19 protein-coding genes and 2 pseudogenes are annotated in these 17,642 nt (G+C 60.4%); 15 read left to right on the top strand and 6 right to left on the bottom strand.

Going from position 1 to position 17,642, the window contains the following annotated elements:
* Window positions 1-280: 280 nt before the first annotated feature.
* From MUU54_RS07735 to MUU54_RS07720, 4 genes are all read right to left on the bottom strand, one after another.
* A complete protein-coding gene (locus MUU54_RS07735) occupies window positions 281-1,288 on the bottom strand; it encodes an SDR family oxidoreductase (protein WP_247243453.1) in 1,008 nt (335 codons plus the stop codon).
* A gap of 96 nt (window positions 1,289-1,384) precedes the next feature.
* Window positions 1,385-2,059, bottom strand: coding sequence for a hypothetical protein (locus tag MUU54_RS07730; protein ID WP_247243452.1), 675 nt, complete (start codon window positions 2,057-2,059; stop codon window positions 1,385-1,387).
* Window positions 2,060-2,130: 71 nt separating this feature from the next.
* On the bottom strand, window positions 2,131-2,331 hold the full coding sequence (locus tag MUU54_RS07725) for a hypothetical protein (RefSeq protein ID WP_247243451.1): 201 nt from the start codon (window positions 2,329-2,331) through the stop codon (window positions 2,131-2,133).
* Between the two features lie 427 nt (window positions 2,332-2,758).
* Window positions 2,759-3,292, bottom strand: a complete 534-nt coding sequence (locus tag MUU54_RS07720; protein WP_247243450.1) for a superoxide dismutase family protein — start codon at window positions 3,290-3,292, stop codon at window positions 2,759-2,761.
* A 492-nt stretch (window positions 3,293-3,784) separates the two neighbouring features.
* On the opposite strand from MUU54_RS07720, the gene MUU54_RS07715 reads away from it, so the two are divergent.
* The 7 genes from MUU54_RS07715 (at window position 3,785) to minE (ending at window position 10,265) form a co-directional block, all read left to right on the top strand.
* A complete protein-coding gene (locus tag MUU54_RS07715) occupies window positions 3,785-4,045 on the top strand; it encodes a DUF4212 domain-containing protein (protein ID WP_247243449.1) in 261 nt (86 codons plus the stop codon).
* A 13-nt stretch (window positions 4,046-4,058) separates the two neighbouring features.
* A complete protein-coding gene (locus MUU54_RS07710) occupies window positions 4,059-5,825 on the top strand; it encodes a sodium:solute symporter family protein (protein ID WP_247243448.1) in 1,767 nt (588 codons plus the stop codon).
* A 92-nt stretch (window positions 5,826-5,917) separates the two neighbouring features.
* A complete protein-coding gene (locus MUU54_RS07705; RefSeq protein ID WP_247243447.1) occupies window positions 5,918-7,744 on the top strand; it encodes a DUF294 nucleotidyltransferase-like domain-containing protein in 1,827 nt (608 codons plus the stop codon).
* A gap of 13 nt (window positions 7,745-7,757) precedes the next feature.
* Window positions 7,758-8,282 (top strand): hypothetical protein, encoded by a 525-nt coding sequence (locus tag MUU54_RS07700; RefSeq protein WP_247243446.1) that lies wholly within the window; start codon window positions 7,758-7,760, stop codon window positions 8,280-8,282.
* 146 nt (window positions 8,283-8,428) lie between these two features.
* Entirely contained in the window at window positions 8,429-9,160 is a 732-nt protein-coding gene (gene minC, locus MUU54_RS07695) for a septum site-determining protein MinC (protein ID WP_247243445.1), read from the top strand.
* Between the two features lie 32 nt (window positions 9,161-9,192).
* Complete coding sequence (minD, locus tag MUU54_RS07690; protein ID WP_247243444.1) at window positions 9,193-10,008, top strand: septum site-determining protein MinD; 816 nt, start codon at window positions 9,193-9,195, stop codon at window positions 10,006-10,008.
* Window positions 10,005-10,265, top strand: a complete 261-nt coding sequence (minE, locus tag MUU54_RS07685; RefSeq protein WP_247243443.1) for a cell division topological specificity factor MinE — start codon at window positions 10,005-10,007, stop codon at window positions 10,263-10,265. The genes minD and minE overlap by 4 nt, the downstream gene beginning before the upstream one ends.
* Window positions 10,266-10,284: 19 nt before the next feature.
* Here the strand turns inward: minE and MUU54_RS07680 are convergent, their stop codons facing one another.
* Window positions 10,285-11,199, bottom strand: a complete 915-nt coding sequence (locus MUU54_RS07680; RefSeq protein ID WP_281433261.1) for an aromatic acid exporter family protein — start codon at window positions 11,197-11,199, stop codon at window positions 10,285-10,287.
* A gap of 436 nt (window positions 11,200-11,635) precedes the next feature.
* On the opposite strand from MUU54_RS07680, the gene MUU54_RS07675 reads away from it, so the two are divergent.
* From MUU54_RS07675 to MUU54_RS07645, 7 genes and pseudogenes are all read left to right on the top strand, one after another.
* Window positions 11,636-12,703, top strand: coding sequence for an AI-2E family transporter (locus MUU54_RS07675; protein ID WP_247243442.1), 1,068 nt, complete (start codon window positions 11,636-11,638; stop codon window positions 12,701-12,703).
* 70 nt (window positions 12,704-12,773) lie between these two features.
* Window positions 12,774-13,238 (top strand): YbhB/YbcL family Raf kinase inhibitor-like protein, encoded by a 465-nt coding sequence (locus tag MUU54_RS07670; RefSeq protein WP_247243441.1) that lies wholly within the window; start codon window positions 12,774-12,776, stop codon window positions 13,236-13,238.
* A 103-nt stretch (window positions 13,239-13,341) separates the two neighbouring features.
* Complete coding sequence (locus MUU54_RS07665) at window positions 13,342-13,506, top strand: zinc ribbon-containing protein (protein ID WP_247243440.1); 165 nt, start codon at window positions 13,342-13,344, stop codon at window positions 13,504-13,506.
* 47 nt (window positions 13,507-13,553) lie between these two features.
* Window positions 13,554-13,760: a hypothetical protein gene (locus MUU54_RS07660; protein ID WP_247243439.1), complete on the top strand. Its 207-nt coding sequence runs from the start codon at window positions 13,554-13,556 to the stop codon at window positions 13,758-13,760.
* A gap of 12 nt (window positions 13,761-13,772) precedes the next feature.
* A pseudogene (locus tag MUU54_RS07655) lies at window positions 13,773-14,756 on the top strand (SDR family oxidoreductase); the annotation flags it as partial.
* Between the two features lie 82 nt (window positions 14,757-14,838).
* Window positions 14,839-15,102, top strand: a complete 264-nt coding sequence (locus tag MUU54_RS07650) for a hypothetical protein (protein WP_247243530.1) — start codon at window positions 14,839-14,841, stop codon at window positions 15,100-15,102.
* 51 nt (window positions 15,103-15,153) lie between these two features.
* A complete protein-coding gene (locus tag MUU54_RS07645; RefSeq protein ID WP_247243438.1) occupies window positions 15,154-15,387 on the top strand; it encodes a DUF2934 domain-containing protein in 234 nt (77 codons plus the stop codon).
* A 215-nt stretch (window positions 15,388-15,602) separates the two neighbouring features.
* On the opposite strand, the gene MUU54_RS07640 is transcribed toward MUU54_RS07645, so the two are convergent.
* Window positions 15,603-15,845, bottom strand: coding sequence for a DUF6074 family protein (locus tag MUU54_RS07640; RefSeq protein ID WP_247243437.1), 243 nt, complete (start codon window positions 15,843-15,845; stop codon window positions 15,603-15,605).
* Between the two features lie 275 nt (window positions 15,846-16,120).
* On the opposite strand from MUU54_RS07640, the pseudogene MUU54_RS24760 reads away from it, so the two are divergent.
* Window positions 16,121-17,623 (top strand): annotated as a pseudogene (locus MUU54_RS24760) (methyl-accepting chemotaxis protein).
* Window positions 17,624-17,642: the final 19 nt, after the last annotated feature.

The raw sequence follows: 17,642 nt of genomic DNA, 5'->3' as shown, positions 1-17,642 counted from the left end.
CGCACTGAGACTGATAACAGGATCACCCCGCATGGGATATTCCCGCAGGAGACCAAATTGTTGAACGACACGAATATTGACCGCAGCCGAAAATCTTCGGCGCGGTGGTCGCTCAGGTGAGTGATCATTACCTAAAGCAGGAGAACTACGATGTCCATAGAAAATTCGTTCTCCGCGAAGAACAAGAAGAAAATCGCTTGCTCAAATTGAGACCAAACAGGTGACTGCAACGCAACTATCTGCCGGCGATGGGCGGCGCAAGGCGTCAACGGCTTCCCAACTAATGCCTGGAGACCCGCCGAAGCGCGAAAGCCAAGGAAGAGAAGGCTGCAACCCCAGCACCTGCCAAAAGAACGCGCGCCGCCGAACCGGAGATGGATCCCACGGATGTGGCAGATTCCTTGCCGAACCTCCCTCTGTCCGCCGCATCTATGTCGACTGGATCAAAGAGGTTGTCCCTGCGGGAAGGATCAACCGGAAGCTCGTCCATCTGTCCCTCATAGGCCTGCGAGGCGGCAAGCCTGTCAGCAAGCGCAGGGACTGCCAAGCCTCCAATGATCGTCTTGACCGTCGTACCTCCGATCCAGAGCTCACGGGGCGCCGACATGGCACCGTCATAGATCTGTTCAGCGACTGCTTCTGGCTGAAATACCGGCGCCACCGGACGAGGCTGCCTGTCCATCTTGCAACGAGCCCAGTCGAACTGCGGCGTGTTCACGGCAGGGAGATGGATCATGGTCAACCGGATCGGAGAGCCGTCGTGTATCAGCTCGCTACGCAGGGAATCGATGAAACCTCTTATGGCTGCCTTGGCGCCACAATAGGCTGACTGAAGAGGTATCGAACGATAAGCGAGTGCAGAACCGATGCACACAATTGTCCCGCGCCCGACCTTGCTCATCTCGCGCAGCGCTGCTTGAGTACCATGAACCTGTCCGAGATATGTCACCTCCGTCACGCGTCTGAACTCATCCGCCGTGATCTTGGAGACGGGTCCGAACACGGTAACCATCGCGTTGTTGATCCAGACGTCGATATCCCCCCATTCTGCCGTAACCCTTGCGGCAACGGTGTCAACAGCTTGCGCATCAGCGACGTCGGCTGGCAGGACCAGCGGTTCCCCGCCCAATCGGCGCACCTCTTCGGCGGTGGCTTCCAGACGGGCAACCCCTCGGGCCACGAGAGCAACGCGCCAACCTTCTTTGGCGAAGGCGCACGCGACAGCTCGGCCTACGCCCGCCGATGCACCCGTAATGACAACCGTCGGTTTGCGAACTTCCGCGACCACAGCATCCTCCAATGATGAATCGTCGCTGACGCAACGCGTTGAAGGCATCTTTGTTCAGTCACACTGCAACGAATGGAAGGCGAGCGAACGCGTCCATCAACGTTCTACTGTGATGGGATCTGAGGCGAGGCGGAGGCGTCGATCCGCGGTTTCCACCGCGAGCGTCACCTGCTGATTGACCGTAAGGTCTGCGGGCATTGCGACCATTGTGTCGATCCGCCCGTTGTCGCCGGTGCGTAATGTTTCAAGTGCCACGAACCGCTCCTGGTCCAGCCAGCCCAGGTGTACCTCCTGGTTTCCCGGAAGACCCGCGGCCTCGATATGCAGCTGACCATCAGAGCCCAAGGTTGCATCAAGTCGCGCGCCGCTGGCGGGCGCAGCTCCAAAACCTGGAACCCCAAGATCCTGCCCGAACTCCAGCACCTGCCGGTTGAGGTCGGGATTGTCGGAAAGATATTCGGCAGCCGATCGGCCGGTTGCCGTCGCAGCCTCTCCGATCTCGCGCCCCGCGTCCTGCACGGCCTGCTTCGCTCGGTCGAGCCATCCGCCCGCGTCGACGTCGGAGGGCTCCACCGGATCAACTGTTTCGCTTTCGGTAGCGAGAGTGTCGGTTTGCGCGAGAAGTACTCCGAGCGGCATCTTGCAGGTTGTGGAAGAGGAACCAGGTGAACCGGCATCGGACGCCACTGCTCCACAGGTGCGTTCTGCGGTGGCAAATCCCGGAAGAAGGGCGACCGAAGCCACCAGGGGAAGGGCAAACAACTCTCTCATGATGATCTCCATTTTCGGAGTTAACCGCTGAACGCCGCCACTGTTCCGGCCATGCCCACCACCACGGTTGGTCAGCGTGCCTGTCCCAATATGGCCGCGGCGACCTTCTTTCCATCTCCATCGGCTCGAATGACGAATCCAATATGCGAGACGGCAGCGTCCAGCAGTTGTCTCCGATATGTATTCTGCTTCTCCCAATCTGCAATGAAGGCCCGGATATCGCCCCGTGTGGGCTCTTTCCCGCAACCACCGCATGCGCCGACGATCGTCATGAGTTGACTCCAACGGCCACGCTCTAAGCCAGAGGAAGCTTCACCGAGGCTGGGCAAATTCGACGTTGAAGGCCTGGTCGTCGAGCTGGCCATCGGAGCCGCTCCAGGGGCTGTGCAGCCCGTTCGTGAATTCGTCGCCTTAAAGGCGTTGTTGCTGTTGATGTCCCAGTGGGAGAATGCATTGTCGCTCGCTTGCTGCACCTGATCGGCGCCACCAGTGACGCCGGCGTTGTCGGCAGCTTGTGCGGCGGCCACCGCCGGCTAGGCCGATGCGGCCAGAATGACGGCAAGTGCTGTATCCACTTCCCTCATGGTCGTTCTCCTTCTTGTTGGGAAGCGGGCATGCGCCATCGCGCAGCGAACTCTCGCTCGCCAAAGTCCGCTTCAGATCTTGGTCGAATCCAGTGCGGCGCGACAGCCGCAGAACCTATCGCTGCTCGATGACCGCGCAGGCGATCCTGTCGCCCGATGCCCCGGACGGCTGCGTTCGATAGTCATCGGCCGTCGAGTGGATGACTATCGCTGCGCCGTCGTCGTCCAGCACGGCATTCTCGCCTTCGGACAAGGTAAGGTCTTTGTTGAAGACTTCGACCACCATCGTCCCGTCTTCCATTACAGTCTGGTTCGGGAAGTCACCGGCGTGCGGTCCACCGTCGACCATGAAGCCGTGCTCGTTGCCGGCTGGGGCAAAATGGCCGCCCGCAGACTGGAAACCGCCCTCGGCATTGCATTCACCGGTCTCGTGGATGTGGAATCCATGCGGCCCGGCCGGCAGGTTGGCAACCTTCGCCTTGATCAACAGGCCGTTGGGCGTTGCCTTCACGGTGGCAGTCCCGATCGAATTGCCCTCGGGGTCAATGAAGGTTGCCCTCCCAACCTCCGGGCTCGTCGTGGCGTCTTGCGCCAAGGCCGGGGAAATCATCGCAGCCGATAAGACTGCGGCTTCGACTAGTCGTCTCATCCGCCTCTCCTGTCTGTGTCTGCCATCGTGCCTGCCGCATTTGCGGCTCAAAACGCCGCACTTGCGCCGCGCTCAAAGACACACAGGGCTAACCGACCTCGCTCCCACGAGTTCCAGCCATTTGGAAAAGTTGCCCGAGACCTAGCTCGAAAAGGCTCAGCAGCGGACGGCGCTGCGGGCGGACGGTCGTCGAGATGTCTCATGAGGCATCCAAACCATCTCTTACTCCTATGCCACCTGCACAGGTCAGTTGTTTTGCGGGAGCAGATTCGCGAGCTAGGCAAGTATTTCATACCGCATTGCAGCAAAAAATCAGAACTTAGATAGCACCTGCGGAAGGAACTTCTGTGGAAGTACGACTAACGGAGGATGTACGGAAAGACCGGGTTTGGTTAGTCCTTGATACTTGTCTATCCGCTTTGGGATTCGGGAGCGGCGTGGGCAAGGAGGGGTCAGCGCTAAGGCGCTATCTGAGGAAAGGGAGGAGCAAACGTGGCGGACAATTCTTCGTCCAATGCCTATTGGGCCGCAAACATTCGCATCATCACCATCTGCCTGGTCATCTGGGCGGTCGTTTCTTACGGGTTCGGCATTCTGCTGCGGCCGTTGCTGTCGGTCATCCCCGTTGGCGGGACTGACCTCGGCTTCTGGTTCGCCCAGCAAGGGTCGATCCTCGTCTTCATCGCGCTGATTTTCTATTACGCTTGGTACATGAACCGGATCGATCGCGAATACGGCGTCGACGAACAGTAAGGCGGAGCTCATTATGGATCAATATACGCTCAATCTGCTGATCGTAGGGGCGTCCTTCGCTCTCTACATCGGCATCGCCATCTGGAGCCGTGCCGGCTCCACGGCAGAATTCTACGCCGCTAACCGCGGCGTTCACCCCGTCATGAACGGCATGGCGACGGCTGCAGACTGGATGTCGGCCGCCTCCTTCATCTCCATGGCCGGCCTCATCGCCGGCGTTGGCTATATCAACTCCACCTATCTCATGGGCTGGACCGGCGGCTACGTGCTGCTCGCCCTGCTTCTGGCTCCCTACCTGCGCAAGTTCGGCAAGTACACCGTTCCGCAGTTCATCGGGGACCGCTTCTACAGCCAGGGTGCACGCCTTGTTGCCGTGATCTGCCTGATCATCATCTCGGTGACCTACGTCATCGGCCAGATGACCGGCGCTGGCGTTGCCTTCTCCCGCTTCCTCGAAGTGGAAGTCTCGACCGGTCTGTGGATCGCTTCGGCCGTCGTGTTCGTCTATGCGGTTCTAGGCGGCATGAAGGGCATCACCTATACGCAGGTGGCCCAGTATGTCGTTCTGATTATCGCCTACACGATTCCGGCGATCTTCATCTCGATCCAGCTCACCGGTAATCCGATTCCGCCGCTCGGCCTCTTCTCCACCCATACGGAAGCAGGCGTTCCGTTGCTGCAGAAGCTGGACCAGGTGGTGACGGATCTGGGCTTCAACGCCTATACCGGCCAGGGCTCGCTCTTGAACATGACGCTGTTCACGTTGTCGCTGATGATCGGTACGGCCGGTCTGCCGCACGTCATCATCCGCTTCTTCACGGTTCCGCGGGTGGCTGATGCACGCTGGTCGGCTGGTTGGGCACTCGTCTTCATCGCGCTTCTCTATCTTACGGCTCCGGCTGTTGGTGCGATGGCTCGCCTCAACATCATCGACACGATCTTCCCGAATGGCGTCGAACAGCCGGCTGTCGAATATGAACAGCGCCCCGACTGGATGCGCAACTGGGAAGTTACCGGCCTGTTGAAGTTCGAGGACAAGAACAACGACGGCCGCATCCAGTACTACAACGACGCAGCAGCCGGCTTCAACGAAACGGCAACGCAGCGTGGCTGGTCCGGCAATGAGCTGACGATCAACAACGATATCCTGGTTCTTGCAAACCCAGAAATCGCGCAGCTTCCGGGCTGGGTCATCGGCCTCATCGCCGCCGGCGGTCTTGCCGCCGCGTTGTCCACAGCTGCCGGCCTTCTGCTCGCTATTTCGTCGGCAATCAGCCATGACCTGGTGAAGGACTGGCTTGTTCCCAACATCTCCGAAAAGGGCGAACTGATGGTCGCTCGTATCGCGATGGCGGGCGCAATCTTCGTTGCAACGCTCTTGGGTCTCAACCCTCCGGGCTTTGCGGCACAGACGGTCGCACTTGCATTCGGCCTGGCCGCAGCAAGTATCTTCCCTGTCCTGATGATGGGCATCTTCTCCAAGCGCGTGAATTCGATCGGCGCGACGGCAGGCATGCTGGTGGGCTTGATCGTCACCTGCCTCTACCTTTTCACCTACCTGGGCTGGTTCTTCATCCCTGGAACGAACATGCTGGAGAACGTTCCTGCGAACTACCTGTTCGGCATCCCGCCGACAGCATTCGGCCCGATCGGCGCGCTGCTCAACTTCGCCGTTGCCTTCGGCCTGTCGGCAATGACCCAGGAGCCGCCACGTCATGTTCAGGATTTGGTAGAGTCGATCCGCGTCCCACGTGGCGCAGGTGCGGCGACCGGACACTGATCACCACGAGAGCGAAGAACGGGCGGCGAAAGCCGCCCGTTCTTTTCCTGCAGGCCGCTCGCCCGATGTTGGCCAAATGAGAGAGGCTTGTAATGGCAGATGCCGCCTCGGACATCGCCACCTTCGTTGAGACGGTCCATCCGTATGACAGTCTGCCGCGGGATGAACTGCAGCGCGTAATCCGCCGCTTTCAGCCTCTCCACCTCAAAGCCGGCAGCAAGATCTATGCCCTCAACGAGCAGCTCCCTGGGCTCTTCCTCATCATGGACGGAAGCGTTGAGGTCAGGGACTCGTCCGGCAGCCTCATTTCACAACTATTCCCACGCAACACGCTCGGGGAGCGAGGACTTCTCGCCGATGGCCGAGCGGCGACCAATGCCAGCGCCCTGACCGACGCGTTACTGCTCGTGTTGCCTGCTGCCGAGTTCCGGCGGCTGACGAACGAGCATCCCGTCTACAGCCGCTTCTTCACCCGCGGCAAAGCGAGCGACAACCGGCGCAGCGACCTAGCCTTCCGCAAGGTCGCAGACCTCATGTCCTCGCCACCAATCGCCTGTATGCCGACCGATACGGTACAGGCTGCAGCGGCGCTGATGCGCGATCGGCGCGTCTCCAGCCTCTGTGTCGTCGATGACAAACGTCTTGTCGGCATCATCACGACCGGGGATCTTACCGCGCGCGTTCTGGCGGAGGGCCTTGAGCCTGCAGCGACGCCCGTCTTAGCAGTCATGACATCTGCGCCCGTGGGCCTCGAAGAAGGGGCGTTGGTGTCCGATGTTCTCAACATCATGCTTGAGCGCCGGATCGCGCATATGCCGATCATGGACGGTGAGCGCGTCATCGGCATGGTCACGCAAACCGACCTCACCCGCTACCAGGCCATCTCATCGGCCTCCATGGTGGGCGAAGTGGCCCGCGCCACAAGCGCCACGGAGCTCTCGAAGATAACCGCTCGCATCCCGCAACTGCTGGTACAACTGGTGGGGGGCAACCATGCACATGAGGTGGTGACGCGTCTCATAACCGACATAGCGGATGCGGCGACCCGGCGTCTAATTTCTCTCGCTGAGGAGGAATTCGGCCCTCCGCCTCTCCCCTACCTCTGGCTCGCCTGCGGCAGCCAGGGACGACAGGAACAGACGAGCGTGAGCGATCAGGACAACTGCATCTTCATCGACGACAGCTTCAACGAAAGTCACCGCGGCTGGTTTGAACATCTCGCCCGCTTCGTCAGTGATGGCCTCGACACCTGCGGCTACGTTTACTGCCCGGGCGACATGATGGCCACCAACCGGCGCTGGTGCCAGCCGGTGAGGGTTTGGCGCGAGTATTTCCGGCAATGGATCGAAACCCCCGAGCCGATGGCGCAGATGCTGGCGAGCGTGATGTTCGACTTGCGCCCCATCGCCGGCGAGGCCAGGCTGTTCGAAGAACTTCAGGCGGAGACACTGGAGCACGCAAGCCAGAACTCCATCTTCGTCGCGCATATGATCGGCAACTCCCTGAAGCATGCCCCGCCACTTGGGTTGCTCCGCGGCTTCGCCACGATGCGCGCGGGCGATCGTCGCAACCAGATCGATATGAAGCACAACGGGGTCGTTCCCGTGGTGGACGTCGGCCGCGTCTACGCCTTGATGGGGCGCCTGACGGCGGTTAACACCCGTGCTCGGCTTCTGACGGCGGAGGAAGCGGCGGTCATCTCCGAAAGCGGCGCTCGGGACTTGATCGCAGCCTATGACCTGATCGCCGAGCTGCGGCTGCGAAACCAAGCGGCGCAGGTGAAGGCGGCTAATCGTCCAGATAATTATCTCGGCCCGTATGACCTTGGTGATTTCGAGCGGTCTCACCTTCGTGACGCTTTCGTCGTCGTGCGAACCATGCAATCTGCGTTGGCCAACGGTCGCGCGGCCAGATCTTGAGAGGACCCCCTAGATGCTGTTCGAACTGATCGCTGCTGTCGTAGCCGGTCTTGCGATCGCCGGGGTGGCGATGGCGGTTCGCTGGTTAAGCCGCGGCAGCTTGCCGAAGTGGATCATTCCTGCTGCGGCGGGCCTCGGCATGCTCTCATATGCGCTCTGGAGCGAATACAGCTGGTTTTCGCGGGCCGAGTTCGCAATGCCTGATGGTGTCGAGGTCGCCTGGACGAATGAAGACCGCGCAGCGTGGCGTCCGTGGACCTATTACGCCCCTGTGGTCAACCGCTTCACCGCAGTCGATCTGAGGACGGCGCAGCGCCATCCAGGTCAGCCCGGGCAGGTGATGGTCGACCTGCTTCTTGCGGCCCGGTGGCAGCCTTCGGCTCGGGTGAAGGTCGTCTTCGACTGCAACAACGCCCGACGCGCCGACCTCCTCGGCAACGACATTTCGGTGGCGGAAGACGGCGCGATCACGGGTGCACAGTGGGCGGATCTGCATCCAGCTGATCCGGCTCTGGAGATCGCCTGTCGTCCAGGATAAGCGAACGTAACCGCAGCGGGTCGCGCTCACCTGGGGCACAGGCTGAAACGGCGGGGTGAGGCTGGTGATTCTTAATCTCCGGCAGTCGCGTTAACTATTTGTTAACCATATCGCCGGTACACATTGGTCACACATTATTCACCAAGATGACCAAAGTGCTAACCGATTCCCGCTCGATCCGCATCAAAGGCCGCTCCTTCCTGGCAGTCGTCCTTTCCCCTGATCTGCCCCTCGACGAGTGGCTGCTTCGACTGGACGATCTTGCCGCTCGCTCGGCAGGGTTCTTCCTGGGTCGTCCTGTCGTGCTCGATGTCACCGATCTGGCAATCGACCGCACACAGCTGACGGAGCTGATCTCTGGGCTTGGGCAGCGCAATGTCAGCATCATGGGTATTGAGGGCGCGCGCCCATCGATGCTCGGCCCCGGTATGCCGCCGCTCCTGAAAGGCGGGCGCCCAGTTGCCGACTTCGAGCAACCTTCGGCTGAATCGGCGGCGGCGGAGCCGGTCCAACCCGCGAAGCCAGCGACCAAGGAACCACGGGGACAAACGCAGTCGATCGTTATCCATGAGCCGGTGAGATCGGGGCAGTCCGTCATCTTCCCGGAAGGTGACGTGACGGTGGTGGGTTCGGTCGCATCCGGCGCGGAGATCATTGCAGGCGGTTCCGTGCACATCTACGGCGCGCTCCGCGGACGAGTGATGGCGGGTTCCGTTGGCAATTCATCGGCCCGCATCTTCTGCCGCAAACTTGAGGCGGAGCTGCTGGCAATCGACGGCATCTACCAGATGGCCGAGGACATGGCGCCCAGCCTTCGCGGACAACCTGTCCAGCTTTGGCTCGAAGGCGACGTTATCATGGCAGAAACACTCAGCTGAGCCGGGGCGGCCAGCGTAAACAGGAGAGCAGTATGGGGAAGGTCATTGTAGTCACCTCCGGCAAGGGCGGCGTCGGCAAGACCACGTCGACGGCTGCATTGGGTGCAGCGCTTGCGCAGAGGAATGAAAAGGTCGTCGTCGTCGACTTCGACGTCGGGCTGCGCAACCTCGACCTCGTGATGGGCGCAGAACGACGCGTCGTCTACGACATGGTCAACGTCATCCAGGGCGACGCCAAGTTGCCCCAGGCCCTGATCCGCGACAAGCGCCTGGAGACGCTCTTCCTCCTGCCTGCGTCGCAGACCCGCGACAAGGATCACCTGACGGCTGAGGGCGTCGAGCGCATCATCAACGAGTTGAAGAAATACTTCGACTGGATCATCTGCGACAGCCCGGCCGGCATCGAACGGGGCGCCACGCTTGCCATGCGTCATGCCGACATGGCGGTTGTCGTCACCAATCCGGAAGTCTCTTCCGTTCGCGACTCCGATCGCATCATTGGCCTGCTCGACGCAAAGACGCTGAAGGCCGAGCGTGGCGAGCGGATGGAAAAGCACCTCCTCCTCACCCGTTACGATGCGAACCGCGCCGAACGCGGCGACATGCTGAAGGTCGACGACGTCCTCGAGATCCTGTCCATTCCGCTTATCGGCATCATCCCCGAGAGCATGGATGTTCTCAAGGCATCTAACGTGGGCGCCCCCGTTACCCTGGCGGATGCGCGCAGCGCTCCGGCCATGGCCTATTTTGACGCAGCCCGCCGCTTGGCCGGGGAGACGCTGCCGATCACCATCCCTGGTGACAAGCGAGGCTTCCTGGGCAAAATCTTCGGAAGGAAGGCCGCATGAGCATCTTCAGCCTTTTTCGTAAAAAAACATCCGCACCTCTGGCGCGTGAGCGGCTGCAGGTCCTTCTCGCTCACGAACGCGCATCCGCGGGCTCGGACCTGGTCGCCGTCTTGCGTGAGGAGATCCTCGCAGTGATCGCCAAGCATGTTCAGGTCGATGCCGATCGCGTTCAGGTGACCATGGATCGCGATGAGCATGTTTCGGTGCTCGAGATCGAAGTCGAGATCCCCCTGCCAAGCGCGATGAAGGCAGCTTGAGCGCCACCCTCCTCTCAATTTAAAGAGCCGCCTTGCCAAGGCGGCTCTTCCACTTGAGCGACTGCCTCGCCGGAGGTGACTTCGTCATCTTGGCTAAACTCACTGACCGATCATCGGTCGTGGAAGATCCTGGGCCCGTCTCGACCACATCGTCGATGGCTGCTTCGATCTCGCCGCAGGCGAAGCTGAAAAGGAACGATCCCGAGTCGTTCCGTCTGCCGCTCACACCCGGCTCTACCCGATCTCGCTCCGCCAAATTCTTCTTCTTCACCTGCTGGCCTTCAAGCAAATCTGCGATGCGATTCAGCCTTTCGGTCATCGCTCGCCGTGCTGCCTCGCTTGCCTGCTTCACCTCCGGTGGAGGGGGCGACGAGGCAAAAGCATCCCTCAGCCGATCGACGAGGGCCAAGGTATACCAAAGCCGTTCGAGCTTCCTGCGAAGCTCGTCGCGCAGTCGATGGACATTGGACGGCGAGCGCAAGTGAGGCCGAGACTGAAGCGAGGAGGCGCGCGCAAGCTGCAACTGCTGCTCCACATGGTCATGGGCACTCTGCAAGTCCTTCAGCTCCTGCGTTTCGATCGACTTCAGCGATTCCTCGAGGATTGGGGCACAGGATCTGGCAACTTTCGCCAGATGATGATCCGCCTCCCGATGCGCCCGCCTGGGGAACAGGAGCGCTGTGACGGCGACGCCACTCAAGCAGCCAACGCCGATCTCCACGGCCTTCAGCAACGCCCCTTCATAAGGTTCACTTCCCGGCGCCAGGATCAGCATTGTCACGGCCAGCAGACCATAGCTCAGGCAGGCGCTCATGCTCGATATCAGCGTCATACAGCTTGTTCCCGCAACGAGCGCCACAACCGTGGCCCATGGGTCCCGACCGAACAGACTGACTGCCGCAAGACCAAGAGCAAGGCCTATGGCCCCGCCCAGCAGGCGCTGGTCGCGTTATGCACCGTACCGCCAATGTTCGAGTGGACCACGAACAAGGCAGAAAAGACCGCCCAGGATGCCTCCGGCAGTCCCACTGCCCGAGCCGAAACATAGGCGACAACGGCGAACCGGCGGATTGCAAGGCGACCCTGACATTTTTTTGCCAGTTGTTGCGCCGGAGGCTCGCAAAGAGCTTCCACCCACATTTCCCTTCTTTCGTTTGATGGCGGCGCTCGCCGGTGACGATGGACACCGTTGATATCCTCCACATGGATAGCAGCCCTGCGGTAAAGACAGAGCGCACAGCCTATGGCCAGCGCGGCCCGTGCCCCTTCCGGCCGAGGTTGAATTTCGCTTTGAAAGCTTGATTTCTGACAGGGATCGAACAGATATCTTCGGGGCTTGTTCCGGCGGCTTTGGAGCGGATGGAGTTGGAATGGGTACCGAGCGGGTCGGCTTCTATGTTCTCCTGGTGCTTGTCACGCTCGCCTTCATAGCGGTCATCTTGCCGTTTTATTCCGCGATCTTCTGGGCACTTGTCTTCGCGATCATCTTCTACCCGCTGCATATGCGGATTGAACGCGCGCTGAGTGGGCGGTACAATGCGGCCGCCGCCTTATCCGTCCTGATCTGCCTCTGCCTGGTCATCGTGCCGGGCTTGATCATTCTGGCCTCACTCGTTCAACAAGGAAACGAGCTCTACCAGCGGATCAACAGCGGCGAGATCGACCTGCGCCAATTGCTCACCCAAGCCCAGCAGTCGCTTCCGCTTTTTGTTCAAGAGCGTCTGGAGACACTGGAGCTCGATGGTTTTGCGGAGATGCAGGAACGCATCTCAAGCGTGCTGATGCGCGGTGGCAGCTTCTTCGCTGGTCGCGCCCTCACCGTCGGTCAGAACACGGTCCAGTTCATCATTGCCTTCGGGATCATGCTCTACCTGCTGTTCTTCCTGTTTCGTGACGGTCGCGCGCTCGCGCGCACCATCAGGCGCTCGATGCCGTTGAGCGACGGACATACGAGCAAGTTCACCGCCAAGTTCACCTCCGTTGTCCGTGCGACCGTCCGCGGCAACGTCATCATCGCCATCATCCAGGGTGCGATCGGCGGCGTCACCTTCTGGGCGCTCGGTGTCCAGCCCGCCCTTCTATGGGGTGTGGTGATGAGCTTCCTTTCGCTTCTGCCCGCCGTTGGAGCCGCCCTGGTATGGGTGCCGACCGCCATCTATCTCGCCCTGGCCGGTTACTGGATCAAGGCGGTGATCCTCGTGATGATCGGGGCGTTCGGAATCGGCCTGGTCGACAACCTCCTGCGCCCGCCTTTGGTTGGCAAGGAAGTGAAACTCCCCGATTACATCGTCCTGATTTCGACGATCGGCGGCATATCGCTTATCGGCATCAACGGGTTCGTTCTGGGGCCCCTGGTCGCCGCCCTGTTCATCTCCGCCTGGGGCATCTTCACCGAAGAGAGGCAGGGCGCCCCCGCCCGCGCCTCCAAGCAACCATAGTTCTTGGGAACCGAGCCATCCAGATAGTGTTCGGTGCGGGCAAGCACGGATCACCGAAGAGGAGGTTGAAATGGCGATGACGCTGATAAGCCCGGCTTTCGCAGAAGGCGAACGGTTGCCCGACAAGCACACGCGGCTGGGAGAAAACCTGATGCCTCCCCTGAAATGGGCCGGCGCACCGGCGGGCACGAGAAGCTTCGTTCTGATCGTCGAAGACCCGGACGCGCCAAGCGGCACATTCCGGCACTGCGGAGCATTCAATATCGCCGCCAGTTGGGAGGGACTGCCGGAAAGCGCCGACACCGCTCCAGGGGGCGCTCCTCGTTTTTCCAGAAACGACTTCGGCAACGGCAGGTATGATGGTCCCCAGCCACCGCAGGGTCATGGGGTCCACCACTACCACTTCCGCCTTGCGGCACTGGACGTCCCGAGCCTGGCCATTCCTGACGTCGCCGGCATCGAGCCGATGTGGAACGAGGCTCGCAAGCATTGCCTTGCAGAAGCCTCGCTGACCGGAACCTACGAGGTGGCGTGACTTTGCCGCGAGGTGCCGGCTGCTGATAAAGTTACCGGCGCCTGCAACCTTGGTGAACGGTCGTGGTTCGGCAGCTGGAAAAGCATGAACAGGAGGCTTTCTCATGGCTGCCAAAGCAGGCGAGACCGCGCGTGAGACCGGCGACTTCCGCTACGAGAACTGTCACCAGCAGACGCACGTGACCAAGGGCGACAAGATTCCCCTCTGCCCCAACTGCGGCAACGACACGTTCGATACCCGATATCACGAACCAGGCAACAAGAGCTGATGCAAGCGGCGTGGTCGAAGCACTATCGGCTCCGCCAGGAGGACGAGATGACCGAACCTCGAAGACTCGCGGAGGAATATCTCCGGCTGGGCGGAACCCGAAAGTCCAAGGTCGACGACAACATTGTCAACGTCCGCCAGTGGGACGATGAGCCTGATGAGGCCGAACGTTTCTGGCAGGATCATATCGAACGGCTCGGCGACGAGGAGCGCGCTCAGGTGATCCTCTTTCTTCCCAGCATCAGCCCCATCTAGTTGGAGCCAGACATGCCCAGCAATCTCAAGAATGCACTCGTTGTTATTGCTGGAGCGTCGAGCGGCATCGGCGAGGCTGCCGCCCACGCCTTCGCCCGCCAAGGGGCGCGGCTTGTGCTGGCCGCGCGGGATGCCGAGGCTCTGCAGTCGGTTGCGAAAGCCTGCAGGGCCTTGCGCACGAAGGTCTTTATCGTCCCGACCGACGTGACCGATTACGAGGCCGTGACGAGGCTTGTTGGTGAAGCGAAAAACCTCGGTCATATCGACGTGTGGGTGAGCAATGTCGGCGTAGGTGCCGTTGGTAGGTTCCACGAAACACCGATGGACCTTCATGAAAAGATCATTCGCGCCAATCTGATTGGCCACGTGAATGAAGCTCATGCGGTTGTACCTGTCTTCCTCCAGCAGGGGGACGGCGTCTTTATCAACATGATATCGCTCGGCGGTTTTGCCGCCGCGCCTTTTGCCGCCGCCTACAGCGCGAGCAAGTTCGGCCTGCGGGGTTTCTCGGAAGCGCTTCGTGCCGAGCTTGCCGATGCGCCTGGGATTCATGTCTGCGATATCTATCCAGCCTTCGTGGATACGCCCGGACTTCGCCATGGTGCAAACTATGTCGGCCGTGAGATTTCAGCGCCGCCACCCCTCCTTGATCCACGGACGGTCGCTGATGCGATCGTGCGAGTGGCCAAGGAACCCAAGCCGTCAACCATGGTTGGCGTCGTCACCCCAGCCACCAGGTTGGCACACCTACTAGCTCCCAATCTGTCAGCGAGGATGCTGGCTCTTCTGATGAACTCGTACTTCAGGCGTGCCTCGCGGGTGCCGAGAAGCGATGGAAACGTCTTTCATCCCGCAGATCCACCGGGCGGCATCGATGGAGGCTTTGGCCACGGGGGCCACTACGGCAAACCCGTGCTTCTTGCCCTTGCTGCGGTTGCGGCCATGGGACTGGGGGCCGCCGCGGCATCGCGTAGCCGCCAACGGTCAAAGCCAGGATCTCCTTGCGGTCCATTGCCTGCCGGAACGTTCTTCGCCGCTCTCGGTTCGGTCAAAAAAACAGACCAGACGAGGAACGGACATGGCAGACGCAAAAAACTCCGAACTCAGCAGCCGTGCCGGGTTTGGCAATTCCAACCCGACGGAACCGCCGGCAGTCGACGTCGAGCGGCAGCTCATGCCTGATCGGGCACCCGAGACGGCGTCGAACATCAACACAAAGCCACCTGCGAGGACGGGGCCCGCGGCACAGGCTCCGGAAGAACCGGCTGCGGCAGGGGATGACAGTAATCCAACGCATCATTCAGGCCGGATACCGCCCAACGTTACCCTTGACCGTGACTGAGACCCTTCCGCGGCGCCCCTAAGGCGCTTGCCCTAAACGGAGATGCAGAAGATGGATGAACGAGATGAGCGTATCCGCAAGCGTGCCTATGAGATCTGGGAGAGCGAAGGCAGGCGGGAAGGCGACCACATGGCGCATTGGCACCGGGCGCGCCAGGAACTCGACGGTGGATCGGTCGAGGAGGTGAACGAGCAGGCCTCGGAACGCTTCAACAGTGATGAGGAGAAGCGCCCGCTCGACGAGACCGTAACGCTAGGAACCCCGCCTATGGGCAGTCCCGATTGACAGGTAACATTGCTGAGCATGCGATCGCCAACTGCCGAAGCGGCAGCCTTCTGGATGCCTCTATTGAGCTCCCAAGGCTTTGAACGTGGTTGCACGACATATATCGAAAAGAACGATCAGCCTGTTAGGCTGGAGGTTGCACACCAGAGATACCAGCGACAACTACCCGGTTGAACTTGCAGCGTCAGCCAATTGTACGCGCGAACTGCAACCCGTTAGCCTGTCGACTCGCTGGCGTAAAAGGACTGCAACTCGATCTGAACCGAGTCCATGAACAGCCGAGCCTGTCGCCCGATCTCCTGTTCATCTGCTCCGATCCGCTGAAGAGCGGCAGCGAAGCTTGCCATTTCATGGCGCCAGAATTGATTGGCTTCTTTGCCGTTTAGGTCACGCAATGCGAGTGCACAGCGTCTGATGTCGGCGATGCGGCGGTGATGGGGAAACTGAACGAGCGTCATAAGAACTCACTGGTCGGACGAATCAAACTGGTGTGCTCAGTCTCCCGCCATGACCTTCACAAAGTGCTAAGCCGGAGAGATCGGCTTGGCTGGCATCGCTGGAAACCATCTGAACTGCTCGCGTGCTGGAAAATGCTTGCGCAGAGGCTAACGGCGGCGGCTAGTTTATGCACGGCTTAAACTAAAGTCAGTGCTAATGCGTGACTAATCACCGACCGCTAGTTCTTGGGCAAAACATGCATTCGCCGCCTCGACCGGCGCCTCCAGGAGCTCCCATGAACGACCAGATGAAAAGATCCGACCTGCGCGACCGACTGGATTTCGTAGGTCTGGATGCGGAACAAAGGAGACGCCTTGCCGCTCTTCAACCCGTTATTGCTGAATCGATCGACGCCGCGCTGGATGTTTTTTACAACAAGGCCTCCCGTCACCACATACCTCGAAGTTCTTCTCCAACCAGGCACACATAGCCCATGCAAAAGGCCGGCAGGTCTCCCATTGGGAAATCATCGCCTCTGGCAAGTATCAGGACGACTACGTCGATGGCGTGACGACTGTCGGCCGCGTTCACGCACGAATTGGTCTGGAGCCCCGCTGGTATATTGGCGGCTATGCCATGATCCTAGACGGCATTGTCCGAGCCATCATCAAGGAAGAACTGAAAGGCATCCTGCACGGTCGCAAAGCCGAGAAACTGACACAGGATGTGACCGCTGTAGTCAAGGCCGCGTTGGTGGACATGGATTACGCCATTTCGGTCTATCTTGAATCACTGGCTGAAGAGCGCACTCGCGTCGAGGCACAGCGGCAGAGCGAGCAGGCCGGGCAGAATGCTGCCCTTGCAGCTCTCGAAAACGCCCTCAGCGATCTCGCCGGTGGCGACCTGACCTCGGAACTCCACCAGAAGCTGGCGCCCAGCTTCGATGGGCTGAAGCAGAACTTCAACTCGTCGGTTCAGGCACTTGAAGCTGCGATGGCCGAAATTCATCAGTCGGTCTCTCAGGTTCGTGCAGAGGTAGACGGTATCGCCTCGGCAGCCGACAACATGGCAAAGCGGACGGAGCATCAAGCTTCTGCCTTGGAGGAAAGCGCCGCCGCTCTCGAGCAGATCACCACGATCTCCAGCCAATCCGCGCACCGCGCCCGGGAAGTTCAGAACGTTGTTCAGGAGTCAGCCAAGGAAACGGAGAAGTCGGGCCAGGTCGTAGAGCAAGCGATCGCAGCCATGGGAGCCATTGAGAATTCCTCGCAGAAGATGACGCAGATCATCGGGGTCATTGATGAGATCGCGTTCCAGACAAACCTCCTCGCACTGAATGCGGGCGTAGAGGCTGCCCGCGCTGGAGAACAGGGCAAGGGTTTCGCCGTCGTTGCCCAGGAGGTGCGCGAACTGGCGCAGCGCTCGGCCGCCGCTGCGAAGGAGATCAAGGGGCTCATCGACCGCTCGTCTGCCGACGTTCGCCGCGGCGTCGATCTCGTAAACCGGACCGGTGAATCGCTGGCGACAATCGGCCGTCGCGTTAGTTCGATAAGCGAAAACATCAACTTCAATCACGCAATCAGCGCAGGAGCAGGCTTCCGGTATCGACGAGATCAACTCCGCGGTCCGCAGCATGGACCAGATCATGCAGCAGAATACAGCACTGATGGAGGAAACCAACGCCTCGGCCCAGAGCCTTTCGCAGATCAGCGGGCGCTTGGCGTCTCTTATTGCCCGCTTCCGCACCGGCGGCACGGAGCAACAGGCTCCGACAATGCGCCGGCGAAACGCTGCCTAGCGTATAGTCTTTCAGCCCC

Origin of the sequence: Pseudorhizobium tarimense, from assembly GCF_022968135.1 — a bacterium.
GTDB classification, from domain to species: Bacteria; Pseudomonadota; Alphaproteobacteria; order Rhizobiales; family Rhizobiaceae; genus Neorhizobium; species Neorhizobium tarimense.
The sequence above is the reverse complement of the archived record's forward strand: the minus strand, read 5'-3'. Positions and strand labels throughout refer to the sequence as shown.